At 66.3% G+C, this 17,858-nt stretch carries 17 protein-coding genes and 1 pseudogene; 13 read left to right on the plus strand and 5 right to left on the minus strand.

Going from position 1 to position 17,858, the window contains the following annotated elements:
* Positions 1–38 precede the first annotated feature (38 nt).
* Positions 39–707, plus strand: coding sequence for a GntR family transcriptional regulator (locus tag ACZYZ4_RS00315; RefSeq protein WP_463857178.1), 669 nt, complete (start codon positions 39–41; stop codon positions 705–707).
* Between the two features lie 196 nt (positions 708–903).
* Here ACZYZ4_RS00315 and ACZYZ4_RS00320 read toward each other — a convergent pair whose 3' ends face one another.
* Positions 904–1,548 (minus strand): hypothetical protein, encoded by a 645-nt coding sequence (locus ACZYZ4_RS00320; RefSeq protein WP_463857180.1) that lies wholly within the window; start codon positions 1,546–1,548, stop codon positions 904–906.
* A 119-nt stretch (positions 1,549–1,667) separates the two neighbouring features.
* Here ACZYZ4_RS00320 and ACZYZ4_RS00325 point away from each other — a divergent pair, with 119 nt between their 5' ends.
* The 4 genes and pseudogenes from ACZYZ4_RS00325 (at position 1,668) to ACZYZ4_RS00340 (ending at position 3,485) form a co-directional block, all read left to right on the plus strand.
* A complete protein-coding gene (locus tag ACZYZ4_RS00325; protein WP_463857182.1) occupies positions 1,668–1,853 on the plus strand; it encodes a GntR family transcriptional regulator in 186 nt (61 codons plus the stop codon).
* Positions 1,854–1,895: 42 nt separating this feature from the next.
* On the plus strand, positions 1,896–2,108 hold the full coding sequence (locus tag ACZYZ4_RS00330; RefSeq protein ID WP_463857184.1) for a hypothetical protein: 213 nt from the start codon (positions 1,896–1,898) through the stop codon (positions 2,106–2,108).
* A gap of 170 nt (positions 2,109–2,278) precedes the next feature.
* A pseudogene (locus tag ACZYZ4_RS00335) lies at positions 2,279–3,074 on the plus strand (manganese catalase family protein).
* A 255-nt stretch (positions 3,075–3,329) separates the two neighbouring features.
* Entirely contained in the window at positions 3,330–3,485 is a 156-nt protein-coding gene (locus ACZYZ4_RS00340; protein WP_463857866.1) for a VOC family protein, read from the plus strand.
* Between the two features lie 21 nt (positions 3,486–3,506).
* On the opposite strand, the gene ACZYZ4_RS00345 is transcribed toward ACZYZ4_RS00340, so the two are convergent.
* The gene (locus ACZYZ4_RS00345; RefSeq protein WP_463857186.1) at positions 3,507–4,079 is read right to left on the minus strand and encodes an MOSC domain-containing protein; all 573 of its coding nucleotides are present in this window, start codon (positions 4,077–4,079) and stop codon (positions 3,507–3,509) included.
* A 269-nt stretch (positions 4,080–4,348) separates the two neighbouring features.
* On the opposite strand from ACZYZ4_RS00345, the gene ACZYZ4_RS00350 reads away from it, so the two are divergent.
* The 7 genes from ACZYZ4_RS00350 to ACZYZ4_RS00380 are packed head-to-tail and all read left to right on the plus strand — an operon-like array spanning position 4,349 to position 14,408.
* Entirely contained in the window at positions 4,349–6,469 is a 2,121-nt protein-coding gene (locus tag ACZYZ4_RS00350) for a beta-galactosidase (protein ID WP_463857188.1), read from the plus strand.
* Positions 6,466–7,836 (plus strand): aminomethyl-transferring glycine dehydrogenase subunit GcvPA, encoded by a 1,371-nt coding sequence (gcvPA, locus tag ACZYZ4_RS00355; RefSeq protein ID WP_463857190.1) that lies wholly within the window; start codon positions 6,466–6,468, stop codon positions 7,834–7,836. The genes ACZYZ4_RS00350 and gcvPA overlap by 4 nt, the downstream gene beginning before the upstream one ends.
* A 1-nt stretch (position 7,837) precedes the next feature.
* Positions 7,838–9,451, plus strand: a complete 1,614-nt coding sequence (gene gcvPB, locus ACZYZ4_RS00360; protein ID WP_463857192.1) for an aminomethyl-transferring glycine dehydrogenase subunit GcvPB — start codon at positions 7,838–7,840, stop codon at positions 9,449–9,451.
* Positions 9,452–9,484: 33 nt separating this feature from the next.
* Complete coding sequence (locus tag ACZYZ4_RS00365) at positions 9,485–10,783, plus strand: ABC transporter substrate-binding protein (RefSeq protein ID WP_463857193.1); 1,299 nt, start codon at positions 9,485–9,487, stop codon at positions 10,781–10,783.
* 4 nt (positions 10,784–10,787) lie between these two features.
* The gene (locus tag ACZYZ4_RS00370) at positions 10,788–11,750 is read left to right on the plus strand and encodes a carbohydrate ABC transporter permease (RefSeq protein WP_463857195.1); all 963 of its coding nucleotides are present in this window, start codon (positions 10,788–10,790) and stop codon (positions 11,748–11,750) included.
* 4 nt (positions 11,751–11,754) lie between these two features.
* A complete protein-coding gene (locus ACZYZ4_RS00375) occupies positions 11,755–12,657 on the plus strand; it encodes a carbohydrate ABC transporter permease (protein ID WP_463857197.1) in 903 nt (300 codons plus the stop codon).
* On the plus strand, positions 12,657–14,408 hold the full coding sequence (locus ACZYZ4_RS00380) for an amylo-alpha-1,6-glucosidase (protein ID WP_463857199.1): 1,752 nt from the start codon (positions 12,657–12,659) through the stop codon (positions 14,406–14,408). Before ACZYZ4_RS00375 ends, ACZYZ4_RS00380 begins: the two co-directional genes overlap by 1 nt.
* Positions 14,409–14,484: 76 nt before the next feature.
* Here ACZYZ4_RS00380 and ACZYZ4_RS00385 read toward each other — a convergent pair whose 3' ends face one another.
* Both ACZYZ4_RS00385 and ACZYZ4_RS00390 read right to left on the minus strand, forming a co-directional pair.
* Entirely contained in the window at positions 14,485–15,243 is a 759-nt protein-coding gene (locus ACZYZ4_RS00385) for an SDR family NAD(P)-dependent oxidoreductase (protein WP_463857200.1), read from the minus strand.
* Positions 15,244–15,257: 14 nt separating this feature from the next.
* The gene (locus ACZYZ4_RS00390; protein ID WP_463857202.1) at positions 15,258–16,427 is read right to left on the minus strand and encodes an ATP-NAD kinase family protein; all 1,170 of its coding nucleotides are present in this window, start codon (positions 16,425–16,427) and stop codon (positions 15,258–15,260) included.
* A gap of 124 nt (positions 16,428–16,551) precedes the next feature.
* Here ACZYZ4_RS00390 and ACZYZ4_RS00395 point away from each other — a divergent pair, with 124 nt between their 5' ends.
* Positions 16,552–17,223, plus strand: a complete 672-nt coding sequence (locus ACZYZ4_RS00395; RefSeq protein ID WP_463857204.1) for a GntR family transcriptional regulator — start codon at positions 16,552–16,554, stop codon at positions 17,221–17,223.
* A 77-nt stretch (positions 17,224–17,300) separates the two neighbouring features.
* Here ACZYZ4_RS00395 and ACZYZ4_RS00400 read toward each other — a convergent pair whose 3' ends face one another.
* Positions 17,301–17,522 (minus strand): hypothetical protein, encoded by a 222-nt coding sequence (locus ACZYZ4_RS00400; RefSeq protein ID WP_463857206.1) that lies wholly within the window; start codon positions 17,520–17,522, stop codon positions 17,301–17,303.
* Between the last annotated feature and the right edge of the window lie 336 nt (positions 17,523–17,858).

Genomic DNA, 17,858 nt, shown 5'->3' on the forward strand with positions numbered 1-17,858 from the left:
GCGGAAGTAAGACGTCGCAGCAATAACGGGAGGCATGAATGACAGTCCAAGCGGAAGCTCCCGCGTCCTCGGCTGACACTGCCCGGGCACGGATCCGGGAACTGATCATCTCCGGTGACTTCGCGCCAGGGTCCCGGCTCCGGGAACGTGACCTGTCCCAGAGTCTGGCTGTTTCCCGGGTACCCGTCCGGGAAGCCCTCCAGCAGCTCGAAGCCGAAGGCTTCATTGACGCCTCCCCCCGGCGTGGTGCCACCGTCAAGCAGATCACCCTGCGGGACGTCAACGAACTCTTTGATGTGCGGCTCAGCCTGGAAGTCCTCGCCGCACGCCTCGCAGCCCAGGCCGCGGCAAGAGGCCAGTCGTCGTCGCGGCTGCAGCAGATGATGGACCAGGCAGAAGAAGCAACCCTGCGCCACGACCATGCGCAGATACCGCTCAGCAATACGGCCCTGCATGCAGAGATCGTAGCGATGGGGGGCAACTCGCTGCTAGAGTACTCCATGAAGCCTCTGCTGGGCAGGATGCAGTGGCTCTTCACTTTGACCGGGCACCGTGACCCCCAGGTTCAGTGCGCGGAGCACCTGAGCCTGTGCAAGGCCATTTATGACGGCAAGGCGGACCTGGCGGCGGCGCTGGCCTTCGCACATGTGGAGCTGGGCCGTGAACCGTCGCTCCAAGGACTGGCCGGGCGCTTACCCGAGAGCTGACCTTCAATATAGTTCGCGCTGCTTTGTGCCTGGCGCCGCGGGGGAACGGCCCCTAACGCAAGCGGACGACGGCGGGAGGTCCCGCCGTCGTTCGCTCCACCTTCCTCGCGGAGATGACCGTGTTGACGGCTTTGAGGACCGCTGCGACATCTGCCATGGTGGCGAAGCGCCCCGCCCGGAGTATGCCGATGTGCCCTTAGGGCAAGTCCTCGATGCCAGCAGCCTGGTCGTCGTCCGCACCCGTTGAGATCCCGCTCAGCGTGCCAATGTAATCCAGCGTTTTGGGACTGACGTGCCGCACCAGCGCAAGGGCTTCCCGAAGAGCGGCACCCTCGGTCAGGTCACCGAGCGCGCCGCGGAGTTCCGATACCGTTTCGATTCCCTCACGCTCGAACACTTTCGTGATGTCCTCTATCTGGGCCAGCCGGCCAGGCGACGGCCAGTCGATGACTTCCGAGAGCTTTCCCGTATCGAGGTGCCGTCGGAATCCACTCGTTGTGGCGGCATCCGGCCATTCCGCGACCAGGGCTTCGACGCGCGGCTTGACGGTTTCGTTGTAGTTCTGGCGTCGCTGAAGCGTGGCATCGACGATGATGGCCCCGATGTGGTCCCAACCGCGGCTGACTTCGGTCGAGTCATCTGTGCCGTGTGAGTCCATTAGCGCCGGAGTGTTGGCAGCATCTTTATCGATAGTCATACCTGAATACTTCCACGTGCCGCGCCACGGCGGCTGGTCGGCGCCGAAGATCAGCGGCACTGAACGCAAACGGACGACGGCGGGAGGTCGCCGCCCGTCGCGGCGACCGGCGGCGTTGCGGGGCTTTGTTATAAAGAACGGCATCAGTTGATGCTGATGACTTCTGCGACTCTCGATCGGGCATCCGGGGTCCCTGTACCGTCAGATTAAACAGATCCTGATCGACGAAAATGCGCGTCGGGGCGGGTACCGACGGCCTTGCGATGACTGAGGAAGCTCTCATCACGCGCTTCCACGTCAGCCGCGCTCCCGTGCGCCAGGCGTTCAAGGAGCTCCTAGACGAGGGCTACGTGTACCGGGAACGTGCCACGGGAACCTTCCCCGTGCAGGGCGTGAACGTGCAAAGGGACGACGGCGGGAGGTCCAGCCGTCGTTCTTCGCGCCTGTAGCTAAGCCTTCCGGACTCTTCCGTGGGGTGGGACGATTTCAGTATGAGTGAGAACAGCACTGACGGCATCCATGATCACGGCCCGCACCAGCATGCCCACGCGGCTCCGACAACGCAGCAAATGCGGACTGTGGGCCAACGTCGGCGCGAGGCGGAGGAAAAGTTGGAACACCATCTCCAGGACGCCCGCCACAAAGACGATCTGATCGGGAACCACGCGGACGCCGAGGGCGAGGGATCCCGAGAGAAGAAATGATCCAGCGGGCGGTGCCCCTGGATCTGTCATCTGGGGCGTCCATTGCCGTGCCCGGGCCTTCGAGCATGCCTAAATAATAAGCATGCTTGCCAATTGGTTGCTCAGGATGCTTAGGGTAGTGCCGCGGACCACGTCAGCACCCGCCATCAGATCAATGAGCGAGGAAGCACATGTACCTTCATACACAGCTTTTGATCAACGAAATCGCCGCCGATGAGCCCGATCCCGCTGCAGCCAACGCGCTGCAGGAGGGACTTGGCGGGCAGTTCGGCGAGATGCGGACCATGATGCAGTACCTGTTCCAGAGTATGAACTTCCGTGGCGATCCTGCCTCCAAGCCCTACAAGGACTTACTCCAGGGCGTCGGCACTGAGGAGATCAGCCACGTCGAGCTCATCGGCACCACCATTTCCCAGCTACTGGACGGATCGCCGCGGTACCAAGGCAAGAAAACCGATCCCGTGGATGAGCCGGGCGCCAAAGGTGCCACACCCCTGAAAATAGCTTTGGACACCAGCAACATCCACCACTACCGGGTGGACGCTGCGGGCAACCCCTGGAGCGGATCCTACGTCTACAACAGCGGCAATCTGGTCCTGGACCTGTTGTACAACCTCATGCTGGAATCCACGGGCCGGCTGCAGAAGTGCCGGATCTACGAGATGGCGGAAAACAAAACTGCGCGGTCCACCATCGCACAGACAACCTCAGCGAGGCCGGGAAGCTTTACCGCGGAGCCTCTCCTCAAATGACGGCACCGAACTCAGCACGGAGGTCTCGCCCCAAGGCTTCCCCATGGCCATCTCACCTGAACGCCGTGAGGAGTTCGCTCCGGGGCTCGACCCCGACCTGCTTGCCCTGATTCAGGCCACCGCGGAGGAGGAACTCAAGGACGCAGACAGCCCCAGGGAGCCCAAGGCGAAGACCAGCGCTAAGAGTCCGGCCAAGCCCGCCAAAAAGCCCTAGCGCACCGCATAACTAAAGACGGACGACGGCGGGAGGTCCCGCCATTGTCCGTCAGTGGTTCGGAGTCTGTCCCTGGAGTTGGTGGACGCGCAGGACGTCCGGTGTCCACGAAGTGGTGGGCCTCGATGACGTCGGCCAGGTTGTAGGTCCGGTCGATGACCGCCTGATACTTGGTTTCGTCCGCGAGGCTCACGAGGAAAGTGACGTCGTCGGGGGTGTATGTGAGCTTGACGCCGCCGGCGGTGACCAGTTGCGCTGGACTCTTTCACCGATGTGCGCAACCTCCAGCGGGAACTCAGGGCCCAGGGCGCGAACTTCGTGTCCGAGGCTGACGAGGCCACAACCGGTCCGGGGAGCTTTATCGTCGTGGATCCGGACGGCAACCCGGTGCTCGTGGATCAGCACGTCTGACCTCTGGGCGGCATGCGCAAACTAGGGCAGCCGCGACGCCCGCAACACTGTGGCCTCGCCGGCGCGCCCGGGCTCAAGAGGCACGGGGCTGACCAGCACTGCCGGTCCGCGGTGCAGGACGCCGTCGCAAATTACCCGGCACCGCACGCCGCCCCGCCCGCGCATTGCCTTGTGGGCGCCCGGGGCGAGCATCTCATCCATCCAGACGCAGGGGTGCGCGGGGCGCCCGGCCGTGAGGCGCACCAGGTTTCCGCGCGATTCGAGAGCAAAGTCGTGTCCCAGCAGCGGAGCCAGGTGCGCGCCTCGGAGCACGATGTTGCGCCTGGTCAGGAGCGGGTCAAATGGCCCCGTTCCCAGCTCTGAGGCGATGGCCTCGAGGGACTCGATGGCAAACACGGTGACTGCGGCGTCCATGTGCGCAGCCTTGCCGAAGAACCGATCACCGACGATGCCCTTGCCCGCCGCGAGCTCCACTCGCTCGGCATCGGTGGTGGGGATATCAGCTGCCCCCTCGCGGGCGCGGCCGAAGTAGGCGTGCGCCGGCGAGACCAGCAGATGCAGGACCTCCACGTCGTACCGGTAGCTTTCCGTCATGCCACCAAACTACGCCCACGGCTGCGGACCGGCCCACGAAAAAACGGATGACGGCGGGATGCCCCGCGGGTCTGCGCTTCCGCGCGCCAAAATGTGTTGACGATCACAATCAATGTTGTACAGTGTGTACTGTATACAGAATTTTGGTTGAGACAAGGAAGTCAAATGCTCAAGTTCGCTAATGCGACAGTCTCCGGCGAGATACCCGCGTGGGGCCGGGTCTCTGAGGTTACGGTTGCCGACGGGCGCCTCGGAGGGGCGGTCAAAGGGTGACGCGCACCGTGAAACTCGACGGCATCGCGTTCGGGGGCGACTACAACCCCGAGCAGTGGCCGCGGGAGGTTTGGCGCGAGGATGTGCGCCTGATGAAAGAGGCAGGAGTCAACTTCATCACCGTCTCTGTCTTCTCCTGGCCGCTGTTGGAACCGGAGGAGGGGCGCTTTGATTTCGGCTGGCTCGATGAGGTCATCGAGCTGCTGGACGGCGCCGGGATCGCTGTAGACCTCGCCACCGCCACGGCCACCCCGCCGGCCTGGCTGGTCCGCAAGCATCCGCAGATCCTGCCGGTGACGGCCGACGGCGTGCGTCTCGAGTTTGGTTCCCGGCAGGCCTACTGCTTCAGCTCGCCGGTGTTCCGCGAATACGCACTCAAGCTCACGCGTGCGATGGCCGAGCGCTACGGCAACCACCCCGCCGTGCGGCTGTGGCACGTCTCCAACGAGTATGGCGACCACGTCTCGCGCTGCTGGTGCGAGGTTTCCGGGGCGCACTTGCGCACCTGGCTGCGGGCCAAGTACGCCAGCATCGACGCGCTGAACGAGGCCTGGGGGACCAGCTGCTGGGGACAGCACTACCTGGACTTCGAGGCCATCGAGCCGCCGCGGCTGGCCACCGGTCCGATCAACTCCACGCAGCGCCTGGACTTCGAGCGCTTCTCCTCCGACGCCATGCTGGAGCTGTTCGCCGCCGAGGTGGCGGTGCTGCGTGAGGTGACGCCGGAGCTGCCGGTGACCACCAACTTCATGTCCATCCTGCATGATCTGGACTACTTCAAGTTCGCCGACGCCGAGGACATCGTCACCGACGATGCGTACCCGGACCCGGCCGACCCCCGCGCCCACGTGGAGGCGGCGCTGAACTACGCGCTGATGCGCGGGGCCAAGGGCGGCGCGCCGTGGCTGCTGCTGGAGCAGTCCGCGAGCGCCGTCAGCTGGCGCGAGGTCAACGTGCCCAAGGCCCCGGGCGTGATGCGGCTGGACAGCTACCAGGCAATGGCCCACGGCGCCGACGGCATCATGTACTTCCAGTGGCGCGCCGCCAAGTTTGGCCCGGAGAAGTTCCACGCCGCCATCCTCGGCCACCGCGGCGAACGCAGCCGCACGTTCGCCGAATGCAAGGCCCTCGGCGCAGAACTGGCCGGGCTGGGCGCCGTGAAGGGCAGCCGGGTGGCTGCCGAGGTGGCCATGCTCTGCGACTGGGATTCCAACTGGGCGCTGGCCGCCCCGGACTCGCTGCCGACTGACCGGCTGACCTGGATCAAGGCTGCCCGGTCCTGGCACCGCGCCGCCTTCGGTCGCGGCGCCACCGTGGACCTGGTCCGCGCCGGGGCTGACTGGTCCGGCTACAAGGTCCTCCTGGTCCCCAACCTCTACCTGGTGCAGGCCGCGCTGGCCGCCCAGCTGGAGGCCTTCGCCGACGCTGGCGGGACCGTAGTCGTCGGGCCGTTCTCCGGTGTGGTGGATGCCAACGACCACATGCACGACGGCGGCGCCCCCGGGCCGCTTCGAGCCCTGCTGGGGGTGGAAGTGGACGAGGTGTGGCCGTTGCCCGACGGCGAGGCCGGGGAGATCGTGCTCGCCGGCACGCCGCACCGTGTCCACACCATCAGCGAATGGCTGGAGCCTGTTGACGCGCGCACCGTGGCCAGCTACCGCGGCGGCGAGCTCGACGGTCGCGCCGCCGTGACCGTCCGGACGCACGGGGCCGGCAGCGCCTGGTACCTCAGCGCGGCCCTGGACGACGACGGCCTGCGCGCGCTGGTCGGGGAGATCCTCGACGAGGCGGGCGTGACCCTGCGCCCGGCACCGGCCACCGCCGCGGCCGGCGAGGCCGTGGAGCTGGTGGTGCGCCGCGGACCCGATTCCTCGTTCACCTTCGTGCTCAACCGCGGCACGGACCCGGTGGCGGCCCGGCTTCCCGCCGGCGCCACCCTTCTGATCGCCGACGGCCGGTCCACGGGCGGCCAGTCAACCGTCCACACCCTTCCCGCCCGCGGCGTGCTGATCGTCCAGCACGCCCACACCGACGCCGTCGTCCTCTACCCCGAGGCGGACGGCACCACAACTTTTTCGACGACCATTTCCATTCCAACAGCAGAGGTGACCTCATGACGGAACAAACCGTCCATCCCTATATCCCGAACACCGCCCCCGAGTCCCGGGCAGCCATGCTGGCAGCCACCGGCGCGGAGAGCATCGGGGAGTTCTACGCCGACATCCCCGCCGAACTGCGGGTCAAGGGCCTCTTGAACCTACCCGAGCCTTTCCTGGCTGAGGCGGACCTGGAACGCCATGTCAGCTCGCTGCTGGCCAAGAACACCAGCACCCGCGAATACCTGACCTTTCTGGGCGCCGGAACCTACAACCACTACATCCCCGCCGTGGTGGAGGATGTCATCAACCGCAGCGAGTTCCTCACGGCTTACGCCGGGGAGCCTTATGAGGACCACGGCCGCTTCCAGGCCCTGTTCGAGTACCAGTCGCTGATGGCCGAGCTGCTGAACATGGACGTCGTCAACGTGCCCACCTACGACGGCTACCAGGCCACAGCGACGTCGCTGGCCATGGCCGGCCGCATCACCGGCCGCCGCTCGGTCATCGTGGCCAGCGATGTGCACCCGGACAAGATGTCCAAGGTCCGCGACTACGTCCGGCCGTTCCTGGACCTGGTGGTTGTGCCCACTATCGACGGCACGGCCGACCTGGCCGCGGTCCGCAGCCTGATCACCGACGAGACGGCCGCCGTCTGGCTGGAGACTCCCAGCTACTTCGGCGCCCTCGAAGCGGCAGGCGCCGCGCTCGCCCAAGCAGCCCACGACCGCGGGGCGCTTGTGGTGGTCGGCACCGACCCGATCGGCTACGGCGTGCTGGCCCCGCCTGCCGATTGGGGAGCCGACATCGTCTGCGGCGATATCCAGTCCTTGGGCGTGCGCCAGTGGTTCGGCGGCGGCCGTGGCGGCTTCATCGCCGTCCACGACGACCCCACATTTGTGCTGGAGATGCCCTCGCGCCTCTTCGGCATCGAAAGCACCACCGTGCCCGGCGAGTACGGCTTCGGCGACGTCGCCTGGGACCGGACGTCCTTTGCACTGCGCGAAGAGGGCAAGGAGTGGGTGGGCACCGCTGCCGCCCTCTGGGGCATCGCCGCCGGCGTGTACCTCTCCGTGATGGGACCGGCCGGCATGGCCGAACTGGGCGAGACCCTGCTGGCCCGCACCGCCTACGCCCGCCAGACGCTGGGCGCGCTCGACGGCGTCGAGCTCACCGACACGGCGCTGCACCTGCGCGAGTTCACCATCGACTTCGCCGCCACCGGTGTGAGCGCACGCCGCCTGGTGGAGCTGCTCCGCGCCAAGGACATCGACGCCGGCGTGGTGGCCGATGAGCACAGCTTGCTGGTGTGCGTCACCGAGCTGACCGCCACCACCGACATCGACCAGCTGGCGGCCGCGCTGGCAACGACCTTCAAGGAAAACTGAGATGAGCCTTCCTGTAGCACCCAAGCCCGCCCTACGCCGTTTCCACCAGGCCAGCTGGGATGAGCCGATCATCTTCGAACTTAGTACCCCCGGCGAACGGGGCGTGCTGGTCCAGCGCCCCGCGGCCCAGGAGTTCGAGGCGCTGCAGCGCCAGGCCAGCCAGCTGCTTGCCGTGAAGCGCAGCGCCGCCCCCGTCCTGCCCGAACTGGCCCAGATGCGCGTGGTGCGCCACTTCCTGCGCCTGAGCCAGGAGAACCTGGGCGCCGACTTCAACGTCGACATCGGCCAGGGCACCTGCACCATGAAGTACAGCCCGAAGGTCAACGAGGTAGTGCTGCGCACCACCAAGGCCATGGACCTGCACCCGCTGCAGGACGAGGCCAAGGTCCAGGGCATCCTGGAGATCTTCTGGCGGACAGAGCAGCTGCTGGCGGAAATCTCCGGCCTGGAGCGCGTGAGCCTGCAGACCCAGGGCGGATCGGCAGCAATCTGGTCCAACATCGCCATGATCCGCGCCTACCACGAGTCGAACGGTGAGGGCCGGACCCGCGACGAGGTCATCACTACGATCTTCTCCCACCCCTCCAACGCGGCCTGCGCGAAGGCCGCCGGCTATAAGGTCATCACCTTGATGCCAGACGCCGACGGCTACCCGGACATCGAGGCCCTCAAGGCCGCCATCTCCCCGCGCACCGCAGCGCTGATGATCACCAACCCGGAGGACACCGGCATCTACAACGCCCGGATCCGCGAGTTCGTGGACCTGGTGCACGGCGTGGGTGGCCTCGCGGCCTACGACCAAGCCAACGCCAACGGCATCCTTGGCATCACGCGGGCCCGGGAAGCGGGCTTTGACCTGTGCCACTTCAACCTGCACAAGACCTTCAGCACACCGCACGCCAGCGGCGGCCCCGGCGCCGGCGCCAGCGCCGTTTCGGCCAAGCTGGTCCCGTTCCTGCCAGGGCCGACCATCGACAAGGTGGGCGACAAGTTCGTCATCAACGGCGACCGCCCGCAGTCGGTCGGCAAGATCGCCCCGTTCTACGGCGTCACCCCGAACGTCATCCGCGCCTACGCCTGGATCATGGCCCTCGGTGCCGAGGGTCTGCGCCAGGTGGCCGAGATCGCCGTGCTGAACAACAACTACCTGCTTGGCCAGGTCCTTGCCATCCCCGGCGCCAGCGCCCCCTACGCCGAGGGCAAGCGCCGCATCGAGCAGGTCCGCTACTCCTGGCAGGACCTCTTCGAGGAGACTGGCATCTCCTCGGAGGAGATCGGCATCCGGCTTTCCGATTTCGGCATGCACTACTGGACCAGCCACCACCCCTACCTGGTGGCGCAGCCCTTCACGCTGGAGCCCACGGAGTCCTATTCCAAGTCCGAGATCGACGAGTACGTGGCGGCCCTGGCCGAGGTGGTGCGGGAATGCCGTGAGGAGCCGGAAACGGTGCGCACCGCCCCGCACAACCAGACGGTCCACCACATCCACCACGACGATCTTGATGCGCCGGAGCGCTGGGCCATCACCTGGCGCGCCTACCAGCGCAAGTACTTCGGCGCCGGTCCGGCCCAGACCACCGCCCCGGCCGCCGTCGCCGATCCCGCTGTCCGCTGACACCCGTCCACCCGCACTGCTTAGGAGAACACCATGACTAGTTCCACCCTTAACCGCCGTACGTTCTTTACCGGTTCGCTTGGTGCGGCCTCACTGCTGGCCCTCGCGGCCTGCGGCAGCGGCGGACAGGCAGCTGCCGACAAGTCGGCCAAGATCACGTGGTCCACCTGGGGCACCCCGGAGGAGGGACAGCGGTTCAAGGAATTCAATGAGCAGTTCAAGAAGGACCACGCCAACATCGCCGCCACGCTGCAGATGGTGCCGTCCTACTCGGACTACCACTCCAAGCTCCTCACCCAGCTGACGTCCGGCACGGCACCGGACGTCTTCTACGTGGGCGATGACTACATGGGCAAGTTTGTCGACTCCGGCGTACTGATGAACCTGGACTCTGTGGTGAACGCCGCCGACGGATCCATCAAGTTAGCTGACTTCAACGCCGCTTTGTTCGGTGCGGCCAAGACGGACAAGGGCCTCTTCGCCCTGCCGAACGACTGCAACCCGGATGTGATGTGGTTCGACAAGAAGGCACTGGCCTCCGCCGGCATCACCGAGAACCCCGCCGAGCTGGCAGCTGCGGGCAAATGGACCGTGGAGAAGTTCCTGGAGATGTGCTCCAAGCTGGCCGGTGCCGGGATGCACGGCGCCCTGTTCTGGAACTACTGGGCCACGCACTGGAGCTGGGTTGCGGCCAACGGCGGAACCGTCTTTGACGCCGCCGGCACGTTTGTCCTGCCGCAGGACGCCACCGGCAAGGCGGCGCTGAAGAGCCTCGGCGAGGCCTTCCAGCAGAAGCTGTTCACAGTGGCCGACACACTGCCCGAGGGATCCGGCGGCGACAGCCTCTTCGCGACCCACAAGGCAGGCTTCTACGTCCAGGGCCGCTACGGCATTGCCACCGCGGAGCAGTCCGGGAACAAGGATGACTACGACATCGCGCCGTGGCCGTCCGCCTCCGGTAAGCCGGGCGCCAGCGGCGTGGCCGCCTCCTACCTGGTCATCAACGCCAAGTCCAAGTCGCCCGAGGCAGCCACCACCTTCCTGGTGGGCTTCCTCAGCGCCAAGGGCCAGGCGCTGCGCCTGGCCGACGGCGGCAACGCCGTCCCCTCGATCAAGGGCGCCGACGCCGTGGTGCTGGACGGGTCCTACCCGGCCCATGCCCAGACTTTCCTGGACCTGCGTGACGCCGGGTTCTCCAACTACGCCAAGGAGGCCAAGGTTCCCGGACTGTCCTCGGACGTCAGCGAACTGATGCTCTCCCTGTACGAGGGCAAGGCCGGCGTGGACGATGTGTTGGCATCCCTGACCACACTGATGGACAAGGCGGCCTGACATCGTGGCAGCTACGCTGACCGGCGGCCGCTCCGGCGGCCGCCCGGGCGGTGGCACACACACTGCCGCGACCGTGGAACGTAAGGAAGCGGGCTGGCGCAAGCTCGACCGCTGGATGGGGCTCGTCTTCGTCAGCCCGCAGCTGCTGGGCATGATCGTCTTTGTCCTGCTGCCGTTCGCCGTCGGCATGGTCCTGGCCTTCGCCAAATGGGACGGACTCACGGCACTGGAATGGGTGGGCACGGAGAACTTTGCCGCCCAACTGGGCAACCCGGAGTTCCTGCGGGCCATCATCAACACCGTGGCCATCGCCCTCATCACCGTCCCGGTGGGGCTGGCGCTGTCCCTGCTGATCGCCGTCGGACTTGACCGGCTGCGGGGGCGCACGGGCTACCTGATCATGTACTTCGCCCCGGTGATGACCAGCTCCATCGCCATCTCGCTGGTGTGGCAGCAGATCCTGCGGGCGGACGGGCCCCTGAACGCGTCCTTCGCCACGGTGTTCGGCATCCCCGGGCCGGACTGGCTGGGGGATCCGCGTTTTGTGCTGCCGGCGGTGTGCGTCGTGACCATCTGGTCCTCGCTGGGATTGAACGTGATCATCTTCCTGGCCGGTCTGCAGGGCATCTCTCCGGCCATCCTGGAGGCGGCCAAGGTGGACGGCGCGGGCCCGCTGCGCACCATGCTCCGGATCAGGCTTCCGCTGCTGTCCCCGGTGGTGTTCTTCTCCACCGTGGTGGCTGTGATCAGCTCCTTCCAGACGTTCGACGTCGTCTTCATTCTCACCAATGGCGGTGGACCGGACGACTCAGCACGGACCATCGTCTACCAGATCTATGAGGACGGTTTCAAGAACTTCGAGTTCGGCATGGCAAGCGCCGCCTCGATTATCCTGTTGCTCCTCACCCTCCTCGTCACGGCCGTGCAGCTTGGGCTGCAGCGCCGGTTTGTCCACTACGAAAGCTGACTCCGTGGCAACAACATTGATCCAAGTCCCCCCGGTCAGCCCGGCAATTGCCGACGCTCCGGCCCGGCGCCGTGGCGGCAGCGGCGCGGTCTCCAGGGTGCTTCTGCACGTACTGCTGGGTGTAGGCGGCTTCCTGATGGTGGCACCGTTCCTGTGGATGCTGCTGACGTCCTTCAAGTCCCTGCAGCAGATCATCACGGACCCGCTGGGACTGTTCCCGGCACCGTGGAACTTCGCGAATTACGCCGACGCCTGGAACGCGGCGCCGTTCGGGCTGGCCTACTGGAACAGCATCTACATCTGCGTGCTCACCGTTGCCGGCACCATCTTGACGGCGTCCATGGCGGCCTATGCGTTTGCCCGGATTGATTTCCGCGGCAGCAAGTTCCTGTTCGTGCTCTTCCTGGCCACCCAGATGGTCCCGCAGCAGGTGACCATCGTGCCTCTGTACATGGTGTTCTCGGCCCTGGGTTGGGTGGACACACATCTGGCGCTGATCATCCCGGCCGTGCTCTGCAATCCCTTTGCGGTGTTCCTGGTCCGCCAGTTCATCCGTTCGCTGCCCGTGGAGCTCGAGGAAGCCGCGCGTCTGGACGGGGCGGGGCGCTGGCGGATCCTGTTCAGCGTTGTGCTGCCGAACATTAAGCCCGGCCTGGCCGCGCTGTCCATCGTGGTGGCGCTGGGGGCCTGGAACAACTTCTTCCTGCCGCTGATCGTGCTCAACAGCGAAAACCAGTTCACCGTGCCGCTGCTGCTCTCCCAGTTCACCGGCCAATACGGCGGGATCAACTACTCGCTGGTCATGGCCGCCTCGGCGATCTCCATCGTTCCAATGCTGATCGCCTTCCTGATCGGCAACCGCAAGATCCTCAACTCCATGGCCATGTCCGGCATGGGCGGTTCCTGATGCGGGCCTGGGAGGGGGCGGACCAGCTCATTGACCTCCTGAACGTGCCGCTGACGGACCGCGGATCACGGTTGCTGGTGTTCAAGAACGACGGCGACGGCGGCGGTCTTCGGATCGCCGGCGCCGTCTACGAGCGCAGCCCGGACACGTCCACGCATCTGCGCCGGATCGCCGTGCTGGACAGGGCGGGCCGGCCGCTGGAGATCGCCACCGTGGGCCCGGAAGGCATTTCTTTCGGGGCCTCGGCCGCGTCCCTGACGCTGGTGGGCGCCGACGGTCTGAGCATCGGCGCGTCCGCCACAGGCGGACCGGTGACGGTGCTGCTGGAGCCCTTCGGCATCGACGCGGACGGTCAGGCAGTCTCCGAGGTGGACGCCATGCCCATCCACTGGCTCGGCAGTGAGGGCGCCGGCGCTTCCCCTGAAGTGCACGGCGCCGTCCGGGTGCTGATACAGCCCGGCGGCAGCCTGCTGCTGCGGATCGGGGGACCGGTGGCCGCGGTCCCGGAACCGGGCGGCCACGCCGCACTGCTGGCGGCCGCGGCCAGCCGGTGGACGGACTGGTTCGCGCGGCTGCCGGCGGTCCGCGGCAGTGATCTGGAACTGGTCCGCTACGCCTGGTGGATCTTGGCCAGCAACATCGTCCAGCTGGAATCGCACCCCGGCATCGACGCCGTCGTGCCTTCCAAGCAGGGCTACGTGGCCGCCTGGCAGTGGGACTCCTACTTCATCAGCATCGGGCTGCGCCACGGCGATGCCGGGCTGGCGGCAGACCAGCTTCGTCTGTTCTTCGCCGAGCAGGCGACCGACGGCGGGCTGCCGGACGTGGTCCACGACCACGGCACGCTGGCCTGCGTGGGGGACATGCCGCCCGGCGACCTGGCCGCGCTGGCCCGGATCCATGGGGCGGACTCGCCCATGATCACCGATGCCGACATGCCCATCACCAAGCCGCCGTTGGCGGCCTGGGCGGCCCGCGGAATCGATGCCGTAGGCGGAACGTCGCTCCAGAGTGAGCTCAAGGACGGGCTTGACCGGCTGCACGGGTGGTGGTTCGCCCGGCCCACGCCGGACGGCCTCCCCGGGTATGAGCACGTCTATTCCTCCGGGCTGGACGATTCGCCGCTGTTCGACGACGGCGGCCCGGTGTTCGCGCCGGACCTCCCCAGCTATCTCGTGGTGGCCCTGGACGCAATGGCCGACCTGGCCGAGGACGCCGGCGACGCCGCCACGGCGGCCAGCCACCGCTCCTTGGCTGACAAGACGGCGGCACAGCTGGTGGACCGGCGCTTCGATCCGGCGCTGGGGCGCTTTGTGGCCCTGACTCCGGCCGGGCGCCGGACTACGGTGACCCCGTTTGCGCTGATGCCGCTGCTCACCGGGCGCCTGCCGGAACCGGTCAAAGCCGCGGTGGCCGCGCAGCTGACGGATCCGGCGTCCCTGGGCGCACCTTCCCCGCTGCCTACCGTGGGGCTCTCCGAGCCGGAGTTCAACCAGGACCGGATGTGGCGCGGACCCGTTTGGCTGAACGTAAACTGGCTGGTAGTCCAGGGCCTGCTGCGCAGCGGGCTCGAGGCCGAGGCCACCGCGCTGGCGGAGAAGACGGTGGAAATGGTGGTCTGCAGTGGCGGACTGCACGAGTACTGGAATCCTCTGTCCGGCCGGAGGGCGGCCGGTGCGACGACTGGTTTCGGCTGGTCGGCCGCGTTGTTCATTGACCTCGCCGTGTGGCTCGCGCACCGCGAAGAGTGACCGCTGGCGTTTCCTGTCCATAGTGAAGCCCCGTCCTGCACGCAGGACGGGGCTTCACTGTTTCCCCTCACACAGGTCAGGCGATGCCGCCGCCGTCGACCACCAGGGCGGACCCGGTCACATAGCTGCTGGCGTCACTGGCAAGCCATACGACTGCCTCTGCGATCTCTTCCGGCGTGCCCATCCGCTGCAGCGGCCGGTCGTTGGCCTCGGTCAGGAAGCTGGCCTCTTCCTGGGACAGTTGACGGGCTTCCTCGCGCAACATGGGTGTGTTGGTGTCGCCCGGGTTGACCGAGTTGACGCGTACGCCGTCTTTGCCATGGTCGATGGCCAGCGCGCGCGTCATGTTGACTACGGCAGCCTTGGAGGCGCAGTAGGACAGGGCATCGCCGCCGCCCTTCAGGCCCCAGCCCGAGCCGGTGTTGATGATGGAGCCGCCGCCGTTGGCGATCATCAGGGGCACTACGGACTTGCACATCAGGAAGACGCCGCGGACGTTGACGCCCATTACCTGGTCCCATTCCGCCGTCGTTGTGTCGATGACGTTTGCACGGCGAATGATTCCGGCGTTGTTGAACAGGACGCTGATGGTCCCAAACGCGCTGGCAGCTTCGGCCACGGCAGCCTGCACGGAGGCTTCGTCGGCCACGTTGCCGCCGATGCCGAGTGCCTTGACGCCCAGCGCCTCAGCTTCCGCTGCCACTGCCTGCGCGGCCGCGAGGTTGATATCAACCACTGCGACGTCGGCACCCTCCGCCGCCATGGCGAGGGCTGTCGCGCGGCCAATGCCCGAGCCTCCGCCCGTGATGAGCGCCTTCTTGTTCTGCAGTCGCATTCCGTTCTCCATTCTTATTGATGTGTAGCGAATCGTTCGGTGGTGAAGTTGCCGACCGGGTACACGGTTGCCGTGCCTGGCCCGGTGAGGATCTTGACGAAACCGCTCAGCCGGGCATCGCCTTCCGGGCTGCCGGTATCAACGTGCAGGGGGCTGCCGCCGAGGGAGGCGAGCTTCGCCGGCGTCGCGATGACTTGAACGCTGGCGCCGTCAACCAGGGCGGCCGTGAGTTGCTGGTTTCCGCGGCCCACGATGAAGCCCTGGCCGCCCAAGGGTGTCAGGACCACCGTGGCTTGCGTGCCGTCGAGGAGATGCTCTAGCTGGTTGGAGGTCACATCGCGTGCCACGAGCAGGCCGTCCCGCACTACATCCACACCGAGCCTGCTCAGATCCAAGCCCAGGGCCCGGCCGACGGCGTGCGTGGTGCCGCCCGGCCCCAGGACATAACTGCGGCCCGGGGTCATGGAGCCGGCGACCGTTCGTGCCAGGGCTTCCACAGCGGCACTATCGCTTGCCGGCGTCGGAGTTTTCCTGTCTTGGAGACGGCTGGGGTCGACCGGGACGCGAAGCCAGCCATGGAGCGAAGGTGAGGCAGAGCCTGCCCGCAGGGCGTCCTCGTCGATGTCGACCACCTCGCGTTCTGAGGTTTGCCGCCGGTCCGAGATCAGCCAGGCGGCAGCCAAGCTGCCACCGGTCACGGGCGTCAGGGCAAAGGCGGCCGAGTAGATCTTGACGCCGGCGGGGATGCCCACGACCGGCAGGTCCGCCCCGACAGCGTCAAGGACGTCGCGAGCGGTGCCGTCTCCGCCGGCAAAGAGGAGTAGCTCGGCTCCGGCGTCTTTGATGGCGGCGGCGAGCCTTCGGGTGTCGATTGCGGAAGAACCGGTCCGTTCGGGGACGGATTCGTCCCGCGAGGAGAGCAGTTCCATGGGGCACAGGCCGTCGGCGGCGTCGGCGCCCAGTTCTCCTTTGCCCGTCATGACGAGGCACTTCCGGCCGTTCCGCCCAAGCATGCTGACGAGCTGTTCCAGCGCCCGGCGCGCGCGTGCAGGTGCCTGGGGTTCGACGTCGGCGGCAAGGGCAGTTTCCCGGATGTTCGGCGCATCGCTGCCTTTTTGGGCGATGGGTCCGCCTAGCCCCGCGACCGGATTAACTATGAGTCCGATGATGAATGGTTCTGGCAACGTCGCCCCCTCTCTGCTGTGTACAGTATACTGAATGTAGAGACCGGGCAATGAGCCGCCTAGGCTGGGATGGTCGATCATGATTTTGGTGGCGCGACTCGGGCCACCTCACTAGGAGATGAACATGTCCATACAGCGTCAGTCGCTTCGCGAGCAGATCGAGACCGTGATCATGGACCGCGTCGGTGCCGGTGACTTCAAGATGGGCACGTCGATCAACGAGGTGGCGCTTTCTGCCGAGCTCGGGGTCAGTAGGACTCCCTTGCGGGAGGCCCTCATATCGCTTACTCAGCAGGGCGTCATCGAACGGGAGTCCGGCAAAGGCTTCCGCTGGGCTCCGGTCAGCGCGGCTGACTTCGCGGAGGTAGTCCAGATCATTGCCGCCATGGAGGCGTTGGCCATTGACCTGACCCCCAAGGAGGCTCTGGACAAGATCGCGCCCAGGCTGCTGCAGGAGGCCCAGTCGTTCACGGCATCAATGGAATCTTCAAGTGAAATCGATCGGCGGGACGATGAGTTCCACACCCTGCTGACTTCCGGTTGTCCGAGCCGGCGCCTCCATGAAATCATCGCGTCGCTGAAGCTCACCTTGCGCCGCTATGAAAGATCACTTGTGGCCGGCACCGAGGTCATCGAGCGGTCAGCCTCGGAGCATGAGGAGATAGCGGAGCGCCTCATCAACGGGGACGTCGAAGGATGCATTGCGGCGCTTAGGGCCAACTGGAATAACGGCACTGTCCGGCTACTGGACGTCGTGGACGCCAAGACGTCCAAAACGCCGTCTACACGCAGCTAGAACGCACCGTGCGGGAACGGACCTAAACGCAAGCGGGCGACGGCGGGAGGTTCCGCCGTCGTCCGCTTGCTTCACTGCTACGCGAGATCGCGCCTTTCGTGCGTCTGCCCGTAGGGGACGTCGCGGCTGACGGCGACGGTGTAGCTGGTGAAGCTGTGTTGAGTGACCAGGATGCCGGGGCGGCTTTCCTGCATGGCGTGTTCGCGGGCCATTTCCACGGCGGTGTTGAGGTCGTTTTCGACGGTGTCAGGATCGTGGGCTGTGACTTCCAGGACGAGGTCCGAATGGCGCTTGATCATGTGGTCTCTTTCTCGGCGGGATCCCGGGACTCTGAGTAAGCACAGGCTTTCGGCGCCGGGCGCACCCGGGGTGGCGGAAAGCGGTGGTCCAGAGGGGTTGCCCGGCATTCTCTGATGGGCGGTGGCCGGCCGAATTATTCGGCGGGCTGGAGCGGACGTTCCGATATCGCCACGGGTCTTGTGCCCTTGGAGAAGTACGCGGACGAAAGGGCGCAGCTGTTTGTCGAAGGCTTCCGGGCAGCACTCTGAGCAACCTCTGCCGGGCAACCGGGAGCTGGGCGTCGGGGCGGCTCAACCCCGAAATAGGGTCTGGCCTGATCTCAGGCCCGGTCCTAC

This window comes from Pseudarthrobacter adonitolis, assembly GCF_055412845.1.